Annotated in this window: 15 protein-coding genes; 10 read left to right on the top strand and 5 right to left on the bottom strand. The window is 68.9% G+C overall.

Going from position 1 to position 19,955, the window contains the following annotated elements; translation table 11 throughout:
• The first annotated feature begins 44 nt into the window (after window positions 1-44).
• From ACVTJA_RS14195 to ACVTJA_RS14230, 8 genes are all read left to right on the top strand, one after another.
• Entirely contained in the window at window positions 45-689 is a 645-nt protein-coding gene (locus ACVTJA_RS14195; protein ID WP_465836897.1) for a TetR/AcrR family transcriptional regulator, read from the top strand.
• Window positions 690-920: 231 nt separating this feature from the next.
• Window positions 921-1,478, top strand: a complete 558-nt coding sequence (locus ACVTJA_RS14200; protein ID WP_465836898.1) for a hypothetical protein — start codon at window positions 921-923, stop codon at window positions 1,476-1,478.
• A gap of 33 nt (window positions 1,479-1,511) precedes the next feature.
• On the top strand, window positions 1,512-2,276 hold the full coding sequence (locus ACVTJA_RS14205; protein WP_465836899.1) for a hypothetical protein: 765 nt from the start codon (window positions 1,512-1,514) through the stop codon (window positions 2,274-2,276).
• Between the two features lie 6 nt (window positions 2,277-2,282).
• A complete protein-coding gene (locus ACVTJA_RS14210; RefSeq protein WP_465836900.1) occupies window positions 2,283-2,741 on the top strand; it encodes a hypothetical protein in 459 nt (152 codons plus the stop codon).
• 219 nt (window positions 2,742-2,960) lie between these two features.
• Window positions 2,961-5,789 carry a hypothetical protein gene (locus tag ACVTJA_RS14215; protein ID WP_465836901.1) on the top strand — a complete coding sequence of 943 codons (2,829 nt, stop codon included), beginning with the start codon at window positions 2,961-2,963 and terminating at the stop codon, window positions 5,787-5,789.
• Between the two features lie 6 nt (window positions 5,790-5,795).
• Window positions 5,796-8,573 (top strand): hypothetical protein, encoded by a 2,778-nt coding sequence (locus tag ACVTJA_RS14220; RefSeq protein WP_465836902.1) that lies wholly within the window; start codon window positions 5,796-5,798, stop codon window positions 8,571-8,573.
• 353 nt (window positions 8,574-8,926) lie between these two features.
• Window positions 8,927-12,655: a Calx-beta domain-containing protein gene (locus ACVTJA_RS14225; RefSeq protein WP_465836903.1), complete on the top strand. Its 3,729-nt coding sequence runs from the start codon at window positions 8,927-8,929 to the stop codon at window positions 12,653-12,655.
• A gap of 375 nt (window positions 12,656-13,030) precedes the next feature.
• Window positions 13,031-14,611 (top strand): hypothetical protein, encoded by a 1,581-nt coding sequence (locus tag ACVTJA_RS14230; RefSeq protein WP_465836904.1) that lies wholly within the window; start codon window positions 13,031-13,033, stop codon window positions 14,609-14,611.
• An 86-nt stretch (window positions 14,612-14,697) separates the two neighbouring features.
• On the opposite strand, the gene ACVTJA_RS14235 is transcribed toward ACVTJA_RS14230, so the two are convergent.
• Window positions 14,698-15,270 (bottom strand): hypothetical protein, encoded by a 573-nt coding sequence (locus tag ACVTJA_RS14235; RefSeq protein ID WP_465836905.1) that lies wholly within the window; start codon window positions 15,268-15,270, stop codon window positions 14,698-14,700.
• 337 nt (window positions 15,271-15,607) lie between these two features.
• Here ACVTJA_RS14235 and ACVTJA_RS14240 point away from each other — a divergent pair, with 337 nt between their 5' ends.
• Window positions 15,608-16,024: an STAS/SEC14 domain-containing protein gene (locus ACVTJA_RS14240; RefSeq protein ID WP_465836906.1), complete on the top strand. Its 417-nt coding sequence runs from the start codon at window positions 15,608-15,610 to the stop codon at window positions 16,022-16,024.
• An 18-nt stretch (window positions 16,025-16,042) separates the two neighbouring features.
• On the opposite strand, the gene ACVTJA_RS14245 is transcribed toward ACVTJA_RS14240, so the two are convergent.
• The gene (locus ACVTJA_RS14245; RefSeq protein ID WP_465836907.1) at window positions 16,043-17,290 is read right to left on the bottom strand and encodes a sterol desaturase family protein; all 1,248 of its coding nucleotides are present in this window, start codon (window positions 17,288-17,290) and stop codon (window positions 16,043-16,045) included.
• Between the two features lie 66 nt (window positions 17,291-17,356).
• Between ACVTJA_RS14245 and ACVTJA_RS14250 the strand changes: the two genes are divergently transcribed.
• Complete coding sequence (locus tag ACVTJA_RS14250; protein WP_465836908.1) at window positions 17,357-17,944, top strand: Crp/Fnr family transcriptional regulator; 588 nt, start codon at window positions 17,357-17,359, stop codon at window positions 17,942-17,944.
• Window positions 17,945-17,995: 51 nt separating this feature from the next.
• Here the strand turns inward: ACVTJA_RS14250 and ACVTJA_RS14255 are convergent, their stop codons facing one another.
• The 3 genes from ACVTJA_RS14255 to ACVTJA_RS14265 form a co-directional block, all read right to left on the bottom strand.
• Complete coding sequence (locus ACVTJA_RS14255; protein WP_465836909.1) at window positions 17,996-18,580, bottom strand: hypothetical protein; 585 nt, start codon at window positions 18,578-18,580, stop codon at window positions 17,996-17,998.
• A gap of 152 nt (window positions 18,581-18,732) precedes the next feature.
• Complete coding sequence (locus ACVTJA_RS14260; protein ID WP_465836910.1) at window positions 18,733-18,921, bottom strand: hypothetical protein; 189 nt, start codon at window positions 18,919-18,921, stop codon at window positions 18,733-18,735.
• 12 nt (window positions 18,922-18,933) lie between these two features.
• Window positions 18,934-19,896, bottom strand: coding sequence for a VOC family protein (locus tag ACVTJA_RS14265; RefSeq protein WP_465836911.1), 963 nt, complete (start codon window positions 19,894-19,896; stop codon window positions 18,934-18,936).
• Between the last annotated feature and the right edge of the window lie 59 nt (window positions 19,897-19,955).

Consider the following 19,955-nt stretch of genomic DNA (forward strand, 5'->3'; position numbering starts at 1 on the left):
GCGGGAACCGTATCTGAACGAACGTTCGTTTTACAAGGTCCTTCATGAAAACCCCGACCCGCTCGCGGCTGCGAGCCCCGCAGTCGAGCCTTCCGCCCTCCGCAGGCCCCGAGGGCACTCGCCGGCGCATCCTGGAGACGGCCCTGCACCTGTTCGCGAGCAGGGGGTTCCACGACACGTCGATTCGGGACCTGGCCGCCGCGCTGGAGCTGCGGCCCAGCGCGCTGTACGCGCACTTCCCCTCCAAGGACCACGTGCTCGCGGAGTTGGTGCGCATCGGCCATGAGTCGCACCACGAGATGCTTCGGGCTGCACTGCTGGAAGCGGGCTCGGACCCGGCGGAGCAGGTGCGCGCGCTCGTCCGCGCCCATACTCGTGCGCATGCGGAGCACCCGCAGCTCGCCCTGGTGGTGAACGAGGAGTTCTACGCGCTGGCGCCGGAGATGGCCGCTCCGGCGCAGACGCTGCGGGAGCAGTCCGCAGCGTTGCTGCTGGAGGTCATCGAGCGCGGCGTGGCGAAGGGACGCTTCGCTCCGCCCCATCCCCTCGTCACCGCGAGAGCGATTGCCGCCATGGGGGTGCGCCTGCCGTACTGGTACGAGCCAGGTGGGGCGCTGGACGTCGAGGCCCTCGCGGAGGCCCATGCGGAGCTCGCGCTGCGCATGCTGGGGAAGCCTTCCCGGCGGTGAGACCCGGACCCGGGTTTTCTCTACGAAGGTGCATGAGGCCGGCGGTGTGGCCACGACACCTCGGCGTGGGGCCTGGACGTACGAAGGAATACTTGCCAGCGGCGCGGCCACGACGCCTCGACGTGGGCTTGGGCACGCAGGTGTTGTGTCGGTTGCCTTACGCGGCACCCCAGGGCGTGAACGGGGCGGAGCGGCGGCGGGGATAATCGGCGCGACGAGGCGGGAAGCCCCATGTGCAAGCCAGACGAAGGCACGAAGGTAGCCCTCTACGCTGGGGCCGTGGCCGCGGTTCTGATCGTGGTTTTCTTCCTGAGTGGCCAATGTCCTGGCAACCGTGATTGCGGCATCCCGGTGGACTGCAAGGACGTGGATGCAGGGGAGGCGGATGCAGGGATGGCGCCGTTGACCCCTGAGGCGTGCGTGCAGCTCCAGCAGGCGATTGCCATGTGCGAGGCGACACGGCTCAGTCGCGTCGTCATCGCCTTCGCCCTGCTCTGTGGCTCCATCGGGCTGGGTATTCTCATTCACTTCGCTGCATCCGCCGCATCCGGTACAGCCGGCGCCGGCCGCCACCCGCCACCCCCTGACGTGCAGCCGGCGCTCGGACCCGGAGGCGTGGGGCTGATGCTCGTCCTCATCGCCGCCTTGATGGCCCTCCTCACTCCCCGGCGCACGGCCCCTCCCCGGGAGGAACCCAGGAGGGCACCTGGAGCCGCGTTCGAAATACAGGTCGGCGGAGCTCCGCCCGCCCAGACACCGGTCTCCGACGCGGGGACCCAGGCCCCGTAGCGCCGCGCACCCGGCACGAGGAACCCCGCGCGAATGGAGACGGCCATCCAGACCATCGTCCAGGCCTTCGAGGGATTGATTCGCAGGGGATTCGCGCCCTCGATGACCTTCTTCGTCTTCGTCGTCGTGGGAGAGCTCATCCGGGCCGAGCTGGTCGGGGTCCCGGCCAGGGAGCAGTTCAAGGCCTGGCTCGCGTATCTGGGGAACAAGGACTTCCAGCCGTCATCGGCCTTCATCGTCTTCTTCATCCTGCTGGCTATCGGCATCAGCTACGCGCTCGGGGCCATCCAGCAGCTCCTCTTCGACAACAGGCTGAAGCGGAACTTCGACCCCGCCACCCGCTTCAGCGTCTCCGCGGCGAGTGAGGCCAAGGCCCTCCAGGAGCTTCGCAAGAAGGTGAAGCAGCGGCTCGCCGATGAGCAGGCGCTCTGGGCGTTTAGAAACGTCGAAGAGGTCACGGACTATGTGCTCTACGAAATCCTCGGCGGCATCGACCCGACGGACACGCGGGGCTTCGTCGACACGGCCAAGTCGATAGGGATTGTCTGTATCTCCGTCATCCTGGTGCTCCTGGGCCATATCGTGGCCTGGCACGAGCAGCTCGGTCCGTGGGTGGCTCCCCTGTTGCTGTTGGTCGTCCTGTTCTACTGGTGGGGCAGGGAGGCCATCGTCTCCCAGTATCGGGCCCGGGCCCTGCGGCTCTACGTCAACTTCCTCGCCATGCCGACAGCGCGGCTCACCCGCCGGCTCGTCCGGCCGTGGGAGGACGCTGCGCCCACTTCGAAGGACAAGGGTTAGGAACCCATGACCGCTCTCATCCACCCGCGCGGTACCTACGTCGCGCTCTACGGCAGCCACGGCGCGGAGTGGCGGCGCCGCGCCAGGGCGCTGCTCGACGCGGCGGGAGTCTCCTGGCACGACCCCAGCGACGCGCGCTGGAACGGCATCACCCATGAGAACGGAGACGCGCACCAGGCGCTCATCGACACGCTGGTGAAGGAGGAGCAGGGCGCCCTCCTCAAGTCGGGCTGCGCCGTCGTCCACTTCGCGGGCGACCAGTCCTCGCTCGCGGCCCGCTTCGAGCTGGGCGTGCTCGCCGGACGAGGCCTGAAGACCTTCCTCCACGTCGAGCCCGACGTGCGGGGACGCAACTATCTCTGGGCGGCGGTGAAGTACCACCAGCCCCACCTGGAGCGCTGCGACTCGCTGGAGGTCGCGGTGCGGCGGGCCATCGCGTGGATGGCGGACGCCTCTCGCCGGTGAGCCGGCCCCGGAGGGCAGGGCACCATCCACCCTCGTACGGTGTGGCGATGATGGACAGTCCTCGCGCACTCCAGCCCGTTGCCGCGCACGCCCCCGGAACCTCAACTGTCCCGTCCACCCGGTCGAGCGCAAGCCTGGAGGAGGGACGACATGGCCAACGACGCCGGAAGCGCCGCTGCCCCACGTTCGAGGTCCGACCCCAGTCCGAGGCCGGAGGCAATGCCGCTCAAGTGGTCCGAGCTCCAGCCGACGACCCAGAAGGCCACGGCGGATCTCATCCATTGGTTGTGCTCGGCCGTCCGCTCACTTCCCTCGAAGGAGGTCGGGGCCACGCGCGAGCCCGACGCCTCGGACAACTCTCGGGCCACCAGTGAGCAGCTCGCGACCAGCGTGCTCGTCGCCGGTGACAGAGGCTTCGGGAAGACGACGGTCCTGTTGTCGGCCGCCTATGCCTTCCGGCGGCCGGATGAGTTCATCCCAGATGCCGTTGCGGACGCGTCCACGAAGGCGAGCGAGCTGCGCAGCCAGCTCAGGGACTTCACGCGGCACATGGTCTGGCTGGAGCCCCTGGACATGGAGCCCCTGGCGGCGGAGGCCAACCTGCTGGCCACGCTGCTGGTGCGCGTGCGCGACTCGCTGGAGCTCGACCTCTCCGGGAGCAAGAGCCAGAAGCTCATCCCCGCCGTCCTTCCCGAAGAGGGTGCGGAGGACCCGTGGGGAAAGGTCGACACGCTCGTCCGGGATGCCACGTTCATGTGGGAGGGGGCGCCGGTGCAGGGGCAGGATGCCCGCCAGCGCGCCGAGTACCAGCTCAAGGCCGCCGAAATCTACGCGGACTTCCGGAGCCGTCTCTTCGGAGCCATCGACGCGGTGTCCAGACACCTTGCGCGGCGTCTATATGGGAGTGAGTCGAAGGAAGGGGTCATCCTCATCCTGCCCATCGACAACGTGGACCGGAGCATCCAGCACCTCCACCTCATCCTCAAATTGACGCGGATGGTGGCCAGCCGGAGGCTCTGGTTCGTCCTCGCCTCTGGACGCCAGGAGTTCCAACTCTTCCTTGAGCGGACCTTCCAGGCGGAGCTGACCGAGTTCGGCAAGGCCACTTCCGGTGCGAAGGAGCAGGACGAGACGCGGTCCATCGCCCGGCGCCAGGCCGCCGCCGCGATGCGCAGGGTCTTGCCTCCGGTGCACCGCATCGAAATCGATCCGCTGACCCCGCGGGCCGTCTGGGACTTCTATGCTCCCGCCTCCATCGCGGGCGCGTCCTCGGACAAGACGCCGCTCTGTGAGTACCTGAAGGGGCTCCACCTGACGGTGAGCGGTTCAGGCCACCATGACCCGAAAGTCCTCGCCGACCTCTTCGAGGTCAAGGACCGCCTCGACGTCGAGGAGGACCATGAGGAGGAAGAAGGACAGGAGGACGGGGAGGGCACGAAGAAGAAGCCCGAGGGGCTGCTGCTGAAGAGCCTCCGCGAGGTTCTGCGAAGAGAAGGTGGGGAGCAGGAGGAGTCGCAGGAGAACGGGCCCGGGCAGACGGCGGAATTCGTGGGGCGCTTCTATCGCGATTCGGAGGGCCGGCTTCGGCTCCTGGAGGAGCTCGGCCAGCAGCAGGAGTCGCGCTCGCGGAAGCCGTCGGACACGTCTCCCGTCTTCACGTATGCGGCGAGGCTCGCCCTGTCCATGTCGGCTCGGACCGCCTTGGACCTCTGGCAGGAGGTGCGCCGCGCCTACCACCTTCAAGAAGCGCGCAAGCAGCAAGACCTGGCGGCGCGCAAGCAGGGCGACCCGGCGACCGCGGACACGCGCGATTTTGGGGTGCTGGCCATAGGCATCGCCCATCGGATGCTGCTGATGGCCATCGACGAGAGTGACCTGCCGAACTGGGCCAGCGAGCAGCTCCTCCACCGTGTCATTCGTCGCAATCCGATGGGACGCGTGACCCTGGACCTGACCGGTGAGCCCGTGCGGCGCGTCAAGCTGTCGGCCCTGTCCGACGCACTGGAGTGGCGTGGCGAATTGGGGTTGAACAACAAGAACGAGAATCGCGACGACCTGGTTCTCAGCAGCGAGCTGCACCTGCGCTATTTCAAGGACGTCATCCTCGAGCTGCACGACCTCGAGAAGTCCGGCCGCAGCATCCCCATGCCTCCCCTCGTGACGGGCTGGTTCATGCTGTTGCACGACCTGCTGGTGATTTCCAACCAATCATTGGTGCTCAACCGCAAGCTGGCGCCTCTCGATGTGACGCCAGAGCTCGTGGTGACGAAGCACGAGGCGGTGCTGCAGAGCGACTCGCTCGTCGAGCTGAACTTCCGCTGGATGCTTCCCCAGTGGGACACCTACTTCGACTCCTTCATCTTCACCACGCAGTGGAAGGCCTTCACCCATCGCTTCGAGAGCATCATCCGGAGCCCGAAGGTCCAGTCCGTCAACGCGGAGCGCTGTCTCTTCCGAATCATCCTGGCGGCGTGGGTCGACAACGTCTGCTCGGTGGCGGGCCGGCGCCGCGGGCAGTGGAGCTGGAGGATGCTCGAGCTTGTCTGCAAGGCGCTGGACCTCGAGGACTTTGACAAAGGATTGCAGGATGCGACCCGCATCTACGAGGCCCAGGTCGCCCGACACGTCCGTCAACTTCATGATGAGAGTCAGTCGCAGCGTGTCAGTTATGGCAGGCCCCGGATTGCTCGAGACTGGCTCGAGCTGGTCCTGCCCCTGATGTTGGGGCCCGAGCTCATGCCCGGCGACAGTAGCGACTCGTTCAGGAGCTGGCTGAAGCCGGGAACGGTCCGGTTGAACCTGCCTGCCCATGCAATCCCGCCTCGCGCCCTGGCGCTCAGGGAGTCCTGGCGCTACCTCCCGTCCCATCTGCGGGTCGTCCCCCTGGTGGACGCCTGGAGCCAGGACAAGCTGCTGCTGACCCAGCGCCGGTACGCGATGGTCCGCGTGGCCGTCCAGGAGGCCTACAACCAGGACACGGCGGGAGGGCTCTCGGAGCCGGACTGGGTCGACGGCGCCTGGAAGGCGTGGCGCAACGCCTGGGAGTGAGCCGCCATGGGCAACATCCTCGCGCCTCCGGGCCTCCCCCTGGCGTCCCGGCGCGTTCCCGAGGCCTACGTCCGGGCGGAAATCGCCAGCTTCCCCCTGGCCCGTGTCGAGGCCTTCCGCAGTGCCCTGGTGGAGCTGGACCCCACGCTCGAGGAGTCGCGTGCGGAGAAGACGCGCGAGCTGTGGGCCGCCTGCGAGAAGGAGCTCGCGCAGCATGCCGGCGGCTGGTCCCTGGACCGGCTCATCATGACGCGGGACTTCTTCTGGTTCGGCTGCGGACCGAACACGCCGCGCAACGTGGCCCCGGGCCCCGTCTCCATGAGCCGCTACCTGCGCGACCTGACGCGGGAATATCTCGACGCGTACCCGGGCATCACCGTCCTCAACCAGCGCCACGACGCCAACGCCTTCGACGCCTACATCCACTATCGCTGGCTCGGCTTCGCGCTGCCGGAGGACCTGCTGCTCGCCGCCTCCCCGGTGGACGTGCCTCCCACGCAGGTGAACGTGGAGTACCCCCTGCTGCTGCAACACCTGGTGGACCGCGGGGCACCGGAGGTGCACCACCACGTGGGCGCGGGCATGGACTTCCCGCTGCTGTGGGCCTCGCTCATGGCGAAGCTGACGGACCCGGCCCTTCCCCCCACCGCGGCGAACAGCCCGGACCTTCCCTTCGATTTGGGGGAGCGGCTGTTGCGCTGGCTGGTGGCCGCCGCCGTGGCCCGCTGCGTGCTCGCCGAGTTCCTCATCCATGACGCGGGCACCGGCGCCAGCCTGAAGGACTTCCTCGAGCGTCTCTTCCGCTCGTCCTCCTGGCCCTATGCCCGCGCCCGGCTGCTGAGCGAGACGCTGCAGGCCCTCTCGCGGGGACAGATTTCGGAGCTGCCCGAGTACTACGCATTGCAGGGCCTCTACGGGAGCGTCCACCCGGCGGCGATCCGGCTCGGCTCCTGGCGGCCCGAGACGGTGGGCGAGGTGTGGCGCTGGTGCGACCCCATCGCCGTGCGGCTGGGGTTGAGCAATCCCAATGGCGGGGAGCGCTGGCTGCTGCGCCACGGGCTGGCGTACCTCGAGCGCGAGCACGCGCGTGCCCGCGAAGACGCGGGCTACCGCTACTTCAACAAGCTCTTCTGGCAGGTGCAGCGGGTGCGGTGCATCTACTACCGCACCGTGGTGCAGCGGCCGCTGACGTCCGGCCTGCAGTGGTTCGTGCGCTTCTATGACCGGCTCTGGTGGGCGCGCGAGCCCCTGCGCGCCGCGCGCGCCGAGGTGTCCTACCAGGTGGCGGGGCGGGGCAGGCCGCTCTCCTCCCTGGAGGTGCGCATCGCCCCGAACGCCAATCCCTTTGCGCTGGCGGAGGACCTCCATGAGCTGACCCGCTCGTGGACGCGGGTGCTGGAGAAGAGCCATGGCCCGCGGTTCGGCGCGCGGGCGCCCGAGTTCGGCGTCATCCTCCACTTCCTCAAGGAGCGGGACCCGGAGCGGCGCTGGGCCAAGGGAGTGCCTCCCGCGGCCGAGCTGGGCACGCATGCCGAGCCCCGCGCCCAGCAGGGACTGCGGCTGGGAGGCCGTTTCGCGTCCTTCTTCTCGGACCAGTCCGTCATGGCCCGGGCGGTGGCGGAGTTGCTGAACGCCGTGCCGCAGGCGCTCTGGCTGGTGCGGGGGCTGGACGTGGCCTCGGACGAGCTGAGCGTGCCCACGTGGGTGCTGGTGCCTCTCTTCCGCTTCATCCACCGTCAGGCGACGCTGGCCTCGATGTCACCCGCGGCCGCCGGTGCGCCCCCGCTGCGGCTGACGGCGCACGTGGGTGAGGACTACCGCCACCTGATGGAGGGATTGCGCCGCGTCTTCGAGAGCATCCAGTATTTGCTCGAGCGCTTCGGGGGACGGCTGGGACACGCCACGGCGCTGGGCGTGGAGCCGCGCCTGTGGGCGGAGTCGACGGGCTCGGTGATGACGACGGCCGAGGAGCGGATGTGGGACCTCGTCTTCGAGTGGCGGCTGTACAGCAGCTACCGCGTCGCGCCCCATTTCCTGGCGGAGGCGCCCCCCGGACGCCCGGAGCGCGTGGAGAACCTCATCCGCGAGCACTCGAGCAACATCTTCGGGAAGTGCCACGAGCCGCAGGTGATGGCCGAGGTCCACCACACCCTGCACCGGCTCCTGTGCCGGCCCGAGTCCCGGGTCGGCAGTCAGGCGGGAGGGCTGGAGGCCTTCACCCGCGCGCTGTACACCCTGGACCCGAAGCACGTGCGCTACGCGGAGGATGTCCGCGAAATCATCCGGGCCCACCGGGAGGATGAGCAGACTTTCAAGCGCGGACAGGAGCTGGTGGACATCACCCTGGATGCCACCGAGCTGGCGGCGCTCTACGCCGTGCAGAACGCGCTGCGCCGGGGCGTGGGTTTGCGCAACATCGTCGTGGAGGTGAACCCGTCCAGCAACCTGCTGACGGGAGACATGCTCGACTTGCGCAACCATCCCATCCTGCGGCTCTTCCCCCCGGAGCGGGAGGAGGGGGCTCCACCGCCGGTACCCATCGCGGTGGGCTCGGACGACCCGATTACATTCAGCACGTGGCTGCTGCACGAGTACTCGCTGCTGTACGAGGCGGCCCTCTCCGCGGGCTACCCGGAGCGTGTGGTGCACACGTGGCTGGAGAACATCCAGAAGATGGGCATGGACGCGCGCTTCACCGTCGCCTGGCAGCCGACAGCCCGGGAGCGCGCGGATGCGCTGCTGCGCGAGCTGGAGCGCTACCTCCTGCTTCCGCAGTCGAGATGACATGACTCAGGAATGACCTGTGGCCCCGTGCCCCCACTTCGCTGGGGAGCGCGGTCCACAGTCATGCGTGGCTTCACGCGCCACGCGCGGCGTCCTCCTCCGAGCGAGCCAATGCCCGTCCGTGGCCCGGGGCTTGCCTGAGCGCGCGCCACCTTCGCGACCGTGAGACATGGCTGAAACACATGACACGGCGCGGGTGGTCTTTCTCGTCTTCAAAGAGCGCGTTGTCCACTGATTGGAGCAAGTGCGTGTCACCACGAAATCATCTACGGGCGTTGCTCGTTGGCGGGCTGTTCGTCACGGGTTCGCTGCCTGCCCTGGCGCAATCATCTCAAGAGCCGCGAGCCACGGGCTTGAAACCCCTGACGGAGCGGGAGGTGGAGCGGCTGCGCGCGGAGGGCCACGAGGTCCGCCGCGTCCTGCCGAACCGCATCGCGCTGGAGCGCATGAATGAGGTCCGGCGTGCGAAGGGACAGCGTGAGCTGTCGCTGTCCACCGCGGCGAAGGTGGGCGAGGAGGCCATCGGTCCGGGCCTGCTCGCGCCGTCCGGCGTCGCGTCGTTCACCGAGCTGCCGGCGCATGTCGACAACAGCGTGCTGGACGCCTTCCCGCCCATTCGCAGCCAGGGCTCGATTGGCTCCTGCACCGCGTGGGCCACGACGTACTACCAGCTCAGCCACACCGTGGCGCTCCAGTATGGCTGGGACGCGAAGCACAACACCGACAACACGCGGCTGTTCTCGCCGAAGTGGACCTACAACTTCATCAACTTCGGCGAGGACGGGGGCAGCTACATCTCCAGCGCCTACAGCCTGCTCGCGGGGCAGGGCGCGACGAGCTGGGCCACCATCCCCTACGACTCCAACTACACGTCCTGGCCCCTGGACGCGGCGGTGTACCGCGGCGCCCTCTCGTTCCGGACGAACCCGGTCCAGTACGTCTACCAGGCGAGCACGACGGACGGCCTGCAGCGAATCAAGGAGCTGCTGGCCAATGGCTACATCCTCGTCTTCGGCACGTACATCAACTCGTGGAGGAGCACGTCCATCAAGAACGACCCGGCCACGCCGGACGATGACGCGTTCGTGGGCAAGGCCGTCACGTATTGGCAGAACGGCTATGCGGGCTCGCACGCGATAACCATCGTCGGGTACGACGACACCATCTGGGCCGACGTCAACGGCAACAGCGTGGTGGACCCGGGAGAGAAGGGCGCGCTGCGCATCGCCAACTCCTGGGGCACGGGCTGGAATGAAGCGGGCTTCACCTGGATGGCCTACGACGCGCTGAGGGCGGTGTCGGCGGTCTCCGGTGGCCCGAGCACGGGCCGCGTCCCCATCTTCCAGGGCGACCTCGTCTACCACCTCACCGTGCGCCCCAACTACACGCCGAAGCTCGTGGCGGAAGTGAAGGTGAACCACCTGAAGCGCAGCCAGCTCGCACTCTCCCTGGGCATCTCGGACGTGGGCTTCGGCATGCCGGTGACGACGTTCCAGAACGCGGTGGCCTGGGCTGACGAGGGAAGTGGCTTCCTCGTGGGGCAGGGCGAGCAGGACGCGGGCCAGCCGGGAGGGCAGGACGCGGGACAGGGCGGTGGGCGCGACGCGGGTGAAGGGGGCGGAGGACGTGACGCCGGGCCGGTGGACCCGACGGTGTGGAGCTCGACGACCATTTTCTACACAGGTGGCGCGAGGGCCTTCAATGGCTCCACGCAGGCGGCCGTGGATGCCACGTTCGTGTTCGACTTCACGGACCTGCTGCCCGCCGTCCTCGGAGAGAAGCGCTTCCTGGTGAGGATGGCGGACAGCTCCGTGGGTGACTCCGCCGTGCTGAAGTCGTTCCGCATCGTGGATGCCGCGAACGGGGATTGGGCCGTCGCCAGCCTGGATGCTCCGCTCACCGTGGATGCGGCGACCGGGTACGCGCACGTCGACTACACGCGGGTGAACCGTGCTCCCGTCATTACCAGCGCGACTCCGGTGGGCCGCGTGAAGCTGGCGCCCGCGGGCTCGGTTGAGTTGGCGGTGGTGGCCCAGGACGCCGACGGTCAGCCACTGTCCTATGCGTGGAGCGTGGACGGCGCTCCCGTGGGGAGCAACACCTCCTCGTTCACCTACGCGCCGACGGTGGCGGGGACGCACTCGGTGAAGGTCGCGGTGTCGGACGGCGTCGGGGGCGTGGCGTCGCAGTACTGGAGCATTGCCCTCAATTCGAAGCCGCTCGCCAACAGCCCGAATGCCACGATGACCGAGGACTCCACCAAGGTCTTCGCCCTCACGGCCTTCGACGCGGATGGAGACGTGCTGACGTGGACCGTGGTGGACCCGCCCGCGCATGGCACGCTCTCGGGCTCGCTGCCGAGCCCGCTCTACCGGCCCGAGCAGAACTACGCCGGGCCGGACAGCTTCACGTTCCAGGCGCATGACGGCATGGAGAGCTCTCCGCTGGCCGTCGCCACCGTGACGGTGACTCCCGTGAATGACGCGCCGACGGTGCGCATCGCCTCTCCGGCCCATGGCACGAACTTCGCCGCCCCCGCGACGGTGACGGTGGAGGTGGCGGCCTCCGACTTGGAGGGCCCCGTCTCGCGCGTCGAGCTGTACCAGGGCTCCACGAAGCTGGGCGAGGACACCGAGGCTCCCTTCACGTTCCAGCTCAGCGGGCTGGTGGCCGGGACGTACGTCCTGTCCGCGAAGGCATACGACGGCAGCGGCGCGGTGACGACGTCCACGTCCAGCTACGTCTATGTCCTGTCTCCCACGGTGAGCGTCTCGGCCTCGGACGCGACGGGCGCCGAGCCGGGGACGGACACCGGCCGCTTCACCATTTCCCGCTCGGGTGGCGTCTCCGGCCAGGTGCTGACGGTGCGGTACGAGGTCACGGGCACGGCCACCTCCGGCGCCGACTACACCGCCCTCTCGGGCTCGGTGACGCTTGCGGCGGGCGTGAGCTCCGTGAATGTCGACGTGCTGCCCGTGGATGACTCGGTCGTGGAGGGGAAGGAGACGGTGGTGCTGACCGTCGTCCCGGATGCGACGTACAAGCAAGGCACCACGGTGAGCGGGACGGTGACGCTGCTGGACAACGAGCTGCCGGTGGTGACGGTGACGGCGCCGGATGCACTGGCGGCCGAGCCGGGCACCGACACGGGCCGTTTCACGGTGACCCGTACCGGAGCGACCACCTCGGCGCTCACGGTGCGGTATGCCCTGTCCGGAACGGCGGCGGAGACGGACTACGTCGCGCTGCCGGGCACGGTGACGATTCCGGCGGGCGCGGCTTCGGCGAACGTGGTGCTCACGCCTTCGGACGATGCCCTCGTCGAAGGCAAGGAGACCGTCGTCCTGACGCTGTCGGAGGACGCGGCGTACCAGGTGCACACCAGTGTGTCCGCGACGGCGTCGCTGCTGGATGACGAGCAGCCCGTCGTCACCGTGACGGCGACGGACGCGGAGGGCGCGGAGCCCTCGAATCCGGGGGCCTTCACCGTGACTCGCACGGGACCGACCTCCGCGCCGCTCACGGTGTTGCTGGTGGTGGGCGGGAACGCGTTGGGCACGAGTGACTACCAGGCCCTCGCCACTTCGGTGGTCATTCCGCAAGGCGCGGCCTCGGCGGTGCTGGCGGTGCAGCCCACGGATGACGCGCTCGTGGAGGGCAAGGAGGGCGTCACCGTCACGCTGGTGGCGGATGCCGCGTACCAGCTCGCCACGAGCACCGCGGCGACCGTGTACCTCTTCGACGACGAGAAACCCGAGCTGCGCCTCGCCGCGACGGACTCCGCCGCCGGTGAGGCCAACGCGAATGGCGGCCTGTTCACCGTGACGGCCGTTCCGGCTCCGAAGGCGGACCTGGCCGTTACCTTCACGGTGACGGGGACCGCCACCCAGGGCACGGACTACGCGGCGCTCACCTCGCCGCTGAGCATTCCGGCCGGAGCCACGTCGGTGACGCTGCCCGTCACGCCCATCGACGATGCGGTGAAGGAGGGAAGCGAGACGGTGGTGGTGACGCTCACCGCGACCACCGGCTACACCGTGGGCACGTCGGGCGCGACGGTGTCCATCGCCGACAACGACTGACGAACGCGTGTCATGGGCTCCTGCCCCGGAGCGGATGTGCCGGGGCAGGAGCCCTCGCGTTCTCAATGTCTCATCGCACGGAGGCAAACGGATGGCGCCCGCGGCGCTACACGTATCCGGGCGGGTTGCTTCCTGGCGTGACGCGGGTGTGTTCCATCGAGACGCAGCTTTTCGGGAACGAGGGCTCATTCCGACACGCACCGCGTGTGCGTGCTTGCGGGCGAGAAGTGGCTCGCCGCTTGCTCATGCGCCTGCGCGCTGGCCAACCCCGGCCAACACACATGCGCAGCAAGAAAGGTCGCGATGAGGAACGCTCGTCCTGATGTGCTCGGTGTCTCGAGATTTCTCGCCATATCAACGGCGCTCGCAGCGGGCTTGTTGTGGAGCCCCGCCTACGGGCAGACGCCGCAAACCCAGACGTACAACTACACGGGCGGGCTGCAGACCTTCACCGTGCCGGCGAATGTGGCGGCGCTGACCGTCAGGGCGGTGGGGGCTCGTGGTGGCAATGCGTTCAACAACTCCAATGCGGGTCTGGGCGCTTCGCTCCAGGGCACCTTCAGCGTGACGGCCGGTGATCAACTGACGATTTTGGTGGGCGGCCGTGGCGCGGACGGCACCAACGGCGGCGGTGGTGGTGGCACCTTCGTGTGGCGCGGCACGGGCGCCGCGTCCGCCTCGGCGCTGCTGGTGGCAGCGGGCGGCGGTGGTGGTGCGGGCTGCAACGGCTTCAACGGTTCGGGTGCCGCATTGAGCTCTGGGGGCCTCTCCGGCAATGGCAGCCCTGGCGCGAGCGGCGGTAGCAACGGAGGCGGTGGCTCCGGAGGCGCGGCCGGCTTCCACGGTGGCGGTGGTGGCGGCGCGGGCCTGACGCAGTCGGGAGGCACGGGAGTGGGTGGGCCCGGCTCGGGAGGTGGTGGCGGTGGTTCCGCCATCAGCGCGGGCGGTGCCGGTGGAGTGGGCACGCTCAACGGCAACGGTGGCTTCGGCGGCGGTGGTGGCGCGGCTGGCGCGGCCGGTGGAGCGGGTGGCTACAGCGGCGGTGGCGCTGGCGGTGCCGCGAACAACTGCGGCGGTGGTGGCGGCGGCGGTTCGTACAACGCGGGCAGCAGCCCCAACAACCAGGCGGACCAGGGCACTGGCAACGGGCAGGTCCTCCTGTCCTGGATTCCGACCGTTCCCGTCACCGTGACGTACAACTACACGGGTGGACTGCAGACCTTCACCGTGCCGGCGAACGTGAGCTCGGTGACCGTCAGGGCGGTGGGGGCTCGCGGCGGCAATGCGTTCAACAACTCCTCGGCGGGTCTGGGCGCTTCGCTCCAGGGCACCTTCAGCGTGACGCCCGGAGAGCAACTGACGCTCCTCGTGGGTGGTCGGGGCGCTGATGGCACCAACGGCGGCGGTGGCGGCGGCTCCTTCGTTTGGCGTGGCACGAGCGCCGCGTCCGCCTCGGCGCTGATGGTGGCGGCGGGTGGTGGTGGTGGCGCGGGCTGCAATGGCTACAACGGCTGGGGCGCGGCGCTGAACCCCAGTGGCAACTGGGGCAATGGCAGTCCTGGCGCGAGCGGCGGTAGCAACGGAGGAGGAGGTTCCGGAGGCGCGGCCGGCTTCCACGGCGGTGGCGGTGGCGGCGCCGGCCTGACGCAGTCGGGTGGCACGGGGGCGGGCGGTCCTGGCTCGGGTGGTGGCGGCGGTGGTTCCGCCATCAGCGCGGGCGGTGCGGCTGGCGGAGGCACGCTCAATGGCAACGGTGGCTTCGGCGGCGGTGGTGGTGCGGCCGGCGCGGCGGGTGGAGCTGGCGGGTACAGCGGCGGTGGCGCGGGTGGTGCCACGAACAACTGCGGTGGTGGCGGAGGCGGCGGCTCGTACAACGCGGGCAGCAGCCCCTACAACCAGGCGGACCTCGGTACGGGCAATGGGGTGGTCGTCATCGACTACCGCCAGCCCGCCTGACAGCCCGGCTCCACGTGTTGGCGCCGCACGCCATGAGTAACTGACGGACGTGGGTCATCGGCCCGGCCCTCATCCGAGGGCCGGGACTACCGGAGCACTCGGGTGCGGAAGAGCTCCATTCCCCAGCTCAGATGGTTCACGAGCTGGGTGACCTCCACGGGCAGCCATGGCGGGACATCCGAGGGCTTTGCGTACATGCCAATCCAGAGGTGCCTGTAGACCAGCCTGTCGAGGGCGCCAATGGGAGCCAGCACCCGCACGGAGCGCGCTACCGTGTCGACGAGCTGCCAGAAGTTCATGCACTCGGTGGAGTCAATGGATTCGGCCGCTGGCCTGCTCAGCCATGTCTGGATTGCATCGACATTGCAGTTGAAAAGGACGTGCGTGGGCTCGGAGAGGCCCGCCTGAAGGGCATGGCGCACCAGCGAGTCCGTGTCCGCGAAGCTCGGTACCAGGCCACCCGGTTCGACCCAGACCCAATCTCCCTCGTCATCCTCGAGCCAGAGCAACCAGCGCTGCCTGCCATGGAGCTGGAATGGCAGGAGCATGGGCGAGGCGTACAACCTGGGATTGCGAGGAGCGGGCGCTTCGACTCCGACACGCTCCACCTCGGAGGTGTCGCTGAGCTCCGCCAGGGCCCGGACGAGCTCTCGGGCCATGCGCGCCGCTTCAGCGGCGAGTCGCTCCTGCCTTCCCTGTTCGGACATCCCCCAACTGTATGCCAGGCAAAGCCACGGGCGCGGCGACGCTGGGAGATGGCTCCGTGTCAATCACCCGGACGTGAGGGGCTTCCCCCCGGGCAGGAGCTCGCGGCCGCGCCGGGTGCGATACGGGGGCTCCCATGACAAATGCATACATCCAGATCTGTAATTCCTGTGCATGTCGAGGACGCAACACCGATGTGAAACCCGCACGGAAGAAACAAGGAGTCCCGCGTTGTGAATGAGAGACGGGCGTTCCACCACGCCCGTGAGCGCTGACTCCCGGGGGGACGACATGCATCAGGAAGAGGTGAGGTTCGGTGCGCACCACGCCCATTTCGAGCCGCCAGACACCCTGGTGGCGACCTTCAATGGCCCCATCTCCCTGGACGAAGTGAAGCGCGCGGTGCAGCTCTACCGGGAGAACTACGAGCGCCGGGGGCAGTACTTCTGCATCGTCGACGTCGGCCGCTCCCAACTGGACACGGCCGGACGCAGGTACCTGTCCGAGCATGGCCGCTCCGAGTGGTTCCACGCCGCCATCTACGTGGGCGCGGACCTGATGCAGCGCACCATCGGGAAGGCCATCGCCCTGGCCCTGCTCTTCACCGGCAAGACGATGTTCGAGACGGTATTCGTGCCCACCGTCGAGGAGGCCCGCGCCTGGGTGGACCAGCACCGCGACTCCTTCGCGCGGCGCAAGGCCGGCTGATTTCTCCGGCCCGTCGTCTCAGCTCGGGAAGGGGCTTGCCTGGGTGCGCCGAGCGGCGCCACCTCGCGCCACCCGCATCCAGATGAGCGAGACGAGCAGCCACCCCACGGTGAGCGCGCTCCATGTCTGGGGCGCGCCGGCCCACAAGAGCCACGCTGTCACCGCTCCGCCCATGGTGAGCACCCGCGCGTATTCGAGCGGCACGCTCCAGCGCTTCGACTCCAGCATCCCGCTCCAGGCGGTCGCCATCGCCCAGAGCAGCAGGCTCAGCCAGAGCTTCTGCCACCCCGACAGTGGCGAGGCATGGTGGCTCACCAGGAGCATGAACGGCATCGACGCGAACAACTGGAAGACGAGGTAGCCGCGGACGCCGGGCAGCTCCGTCGAGGTGAACCTCACCTCCACGCCGTCCTGCTTCCAGTACCCCAGCGAGCGCGGCGGCAGGTCCGCGGGCCGCCAGCCGGTGGGCATCACCCAGACGCGCAATTTGTCCCAGAGGCTCTTCGTGGCGACGGCGTCGGCGACGAGCCGGGCCCACGCCTGGAAGTTGATGGCCGTCGGGTCCCACGTGTTCGCCGGGGTGGTGAGGCCGTAGGAGCACGGCTCGGTCTCCTCGGCGTAGGTGCCGAACATCCGGTCCCAGATGATGAGGAAGCCCGCGTAGTTCTTGTCGATGTACGCGTCGTTGCGCGCATGGTGCACGCGGTGGTGCGACGGCGTGTTGAGCCACGACTCCACCCACCACGGAAGCTTGGGGATGACGCGCGTGTGCGGGATGAACTGGAGCACGAGGTGGAAGGCCACCATCGCCAGCACCGCCTCCGGCGGGAAGCCCACCAGCACCAGCGGCCAGTAGAAGAGGAACGAGAAGAGGCGCTGCGTCACGCTCGCGCGCAGGGCCACGGCGTAGTTGAGCTCCTCGGTGGAGTGGTGCGGCGAGTGGGCCGCCCAGCCGATGTTCGTGCGGTGGCCGAAGCGGTGGAACCAGTAGAAGAGGAAGTCGACGCCCAGGAAGAGCGCCACCAGCGACAGCGGCGACGAGGCGTCGAGCTGCCACGGCGCGAACCGGCCCAGTTGCGTGAAGAGGGGCAGCACCAGCAGGGCCACCGCCACATTCACACATTGGTTCATCACCGCCGTGCCCATGCTCGCGATGGAGTCCTGGAAGCTGTAGTAGCCGTTGCGCCGCACCACGCAGTACGCGAACTCCGCCAGGGCCAGGACGATGACGAACGGCGTGGCCACCGCATAGACGTTGATGGACATGCCCCCGGTGTATGGCGCCCGGCGCGGCCCCTGCCTTAACCTCGGTCAACCCGAGGTCCTGTCGACGTGAGATTTCCGAAGCTCTTCGAACGCTTCGCCGCGCTGGTTCCGCTCCCTCCCGAGGAGTGGGCGAAGGCCGAGGCCATGGCGAAGGAGCAGTCGCTCGCGAAACGGGAGCTCTTCCTGCGTCCCGAAGACGCGGCGGACCGGTTCGCGGTGGTGCTCCAGGGCGTCTTCCGCGCCGTGCGCGTGTCGCCGCGCGGGGGCGAGTCCATCAAGGCCTTCCGCGCCGAGGGCGAGCTGATTGGTGCCTACGCGGAGATGCTCCAGCGCTTGCCGTCGATGACGTCAATCGAGGCCCTGGAGCCGAGCCGCGTGCTGGTGTTCCAGGCGCGCGACTTCCAGAAGCTGGAGCAGGGCCACGTGTGCTGGGAGCGGCTGGCGCGCCGGGTGGCGGAGCTCCACTTCATCCTCAAGGAGCGCCGCGAGCAGGAGTTCCTCGACCTGTCCGCGGAGGAACGCCTGGTGCGGTTCTGGGAGGAGCACCCGCACCTGAAGGGACGCGTTCCCCAGCGCGACGTGGCGGCCTACCTCGGCATCACCGAGGTGGCCCTGAGCCGCATCATGTCGCGCCGCCGCAAGCGGACGGAGTAAGCGGGCACGGGCCCGGGAGGCCGTCCTCCCGGGTTGACTGAGGGCCGTGCCTCACTTCACCGGATGCGCCATGCCCGGGCACAGGCCCGGCTTGAGATACTCCGCGTTCTCATGCACCTCCTGGCTCAACTCGGTCTGCTTCGACGGGTCGGTGGCCCTGTAGGTGATGGAGACGCCATCCGGGATGTCCTCCACCCGGGCGTAGGCCGGGACACTCGGCGCACCCGCCGAGCCCGCGAGGCCGCTACCGCCCTCACCCTGGTATTCAATCCCGGGGGGCTGCTCGAGCCCGCGCTTGCCGGACACGCCGTGCTCCTGCTGGCGCGCAATCATGTTCCGGCCGCGGTCGCGGAGGTTCGCCACCTGGTCCGGCTCGGTGGTGGTGAAGTTGAGGGCCACGCCTTCCGCCGTGTCCACCGCCTTCGCCTCGGCGCCGGGCACCGTCATGGGACAGTCCTTCTCGAGCTCGGCCCGAGGCGGTGGCTGTCCGGTCTGCTGCTCGGGAGTCTCCGGCGTCGAGACGGGTTGTGTGCCCGGAGGATATTGCTGAGAGGTCGTCGCGCTCTTGGAGCAGCCGGCCGCGAAGCACAGCGCGGCGGCGGCGGCGAGCGCGGCCGGAAGTCTGGACGAGAACATGGTGGCCTCCTTTGCCGTGAGTTCTACGCGCAAGAAGGTGGGGAGCGATGCACGGCCCGGGCAACGCGGCCCTCCATGCCCGGCTCCCCCGCCTCACGGTGGCAGGCCCATGTCGTCGAGGCGACGCGTGCGTGCGCCGCCGGGGCCGCTGCTCAGGGATACCAGCGCGGCCCGCCGTACCAGGGACCCATCGAGGTTCCCACCGTCACTCCGCCCCACGGCGCGGGCACGGCGACGCCGAACCCCACGCCGACCGAGGCGTTCTCACAGCCGGAAACCATCAGGGCGCCCCCGAGCAGGGGAATCCACACGAGCAGGCGGACGGCCTTGGGCTTGAGCATCGGATGTTCTCCTCACTTCGACGAAGCCGCGGGTTCAGCGGTCTTGAACGGGTAGCGCTGGAGGGCGAGGACGGCCCCGCTCGGGTCGGCGATGATGGCGAGCGAGCCTCCGCGGACGTCGTCCCTGGGCGCCATCAACACGCGGCCCCCGAGCTCCACCACCCGCCCGGTGAGCGCCGCGGGGTCCTCCACCCGCACGTAGGTGAGCCAGTTGGGGCGCACCTTCTCCACGGGCTTGCGGAAGATGCCCGCGCGGGGGTGCGCGCTCTGCTTGAGGACGAAGTAGGGACCACCGCCCTCGTTCCGCTCCTCGACCTCATAGCCCAGCAGGTCCTTGTAGAAGCCGACGGCCGCGTCGGCGTCGTCGGCCAGGTTCTCCATCCAGAGGAACTGACCGGGCTCGGGCATGCCCGTGTCGGCCGGGTCCCCGTGCTGCGAGCGGATGAGGCCCAACGGCGCACCCTGCGGGTCGGCGACCACCGCGGCCCGGCCAATCTTCTGCACGTCCTCCGGCTCCACCAGGGCCTTGCCGCCGCCCGCTCGGACCTGCGCCACCGCGCGGTCCACGTCGGGGACGGAGAGGTAGCCGAGCCACTGGGAGACCTCGGCTTTTCCCACGGCCCCGGTGGGCTCGACGATGCCGCCAATCCAGAGCCCTTCCGCCTTGATGAGCGAGTAGGGCCGCTTGGTGCCCTTCAAGTCCTCGAACTCCCAGCCGAGCAGCTGGCTGTAGAAGCGCTTCACGGCGGCGGGGTCTTTCGTGACGAGGTCGTGCCACACGAACTTCCCGTAGAGCGGCTCGGGTGAGAGGGGTAGCTGCGCATTGCTCTTGGGGTGGGCGGCGCCGGTGGAGCTGCCGGTGGTGGCGGTGACGGCGCAGCCGGCCACGGCGGAGAGGACGCCTCCCAGCGCACACAGGCCGAGCAGCAGCAGTCCACCGTGAAGGCGGGTCCGGGCGCTTCCTGGCAATCGCATCGTTGCTCCTTCCCGCGTCCCGAGTCACTCGGGGCGGACGGCCGGCGGGCTCAAGGAGG

Source organism: Pyxidicoccus sp. M6, assembly GCF_055568925.1.

Coding starts and splice junctions, on each gene's coding strand:
- ACVTJA_RS14255 (WP_465836909.1), bottom strand. CDS start 18,580: ATGTTCTCGTCCAGACTTCCGGCCGCGCTCGCCGCCGCCGCCGCGCTG.
- ACVTJA_RS14210 (WP_465836900.1), top strand. CDS start 2,283: ATGACCGCTCTCATCCACCCGCGCGGTACCTACGTCGCGCTCTACGGC.
- ACVTJA_RS14235 (WP_465836905.1), bottom strand. CDS start 15,270: ATGGCCCGAGAGCTCGTCCGGGCCCTGGCGGAGCTCAGCGACACCTCC.
- ACVTJA_RS14240 (WP_465836906.1), top strand. CDS start 15,608: ATGCATCAGGAAGAGGTGAGGTTCGGTGCGCACCACGCCCATTTCGAG.
- ACVTJA_RS14220 (WP_465836902.1), top strand. CDS start 5,796: ATGGGCAACATCCTCGCGCCTCCGGGCCTCCCCCTGGCGTCCCGGCGC.
- ACVTJA_RS14265 (WP_465836911.1), bottom strand. CDS start 19,896: ATGCGATTGCCAGGAAGCGCCCGGACCCGCCTTCACGGTGGACTGCTG.
- ACVTJA_RS14200 (WP_465836898.1), top strand. CDS start 921: ATGTGCAAGCCAGACGAAGGCACGAAGGTAGCCCTCTACGCTGGGGCC.
- ACVTJA_RS14215 (WP_465836901.1), top strand. CDS start 2,961: ATGCCGCTCAAGTGGTCCGAGCTCCAGCCGACGACCCAGAAGGCCACG.
- ACVTJA_RS14195 (WP_465836897.1), top strand. CDS start 45: ATGAAAACCCCGACCCGCTCGCGGCTGCGAGCCCCGCAGTCGAGCCTT.
- ACVTJA_RS14260 (WP_465836910.1), bottom strand. CDS start 18,921: ATGCTCAAGCCCAAGGCCGTCCGCCTGCTCGTGTGGATTCCCCTGCTC.
- ACVTJA_RS14205 (WP_465836899.1), top strand. CDS start 1,512: ATGGAGACGGCCATCCAGACCATCGTCCAGGCCTTCGAGGGATTGATT.
- ACVTJA_RS14245 (WP_465836907.1), bottom strand. CDS start 17,290: ATGTCCATCAACGTCTATGCGGTGGCCACGCCGTTCGTCATCGTCCTG.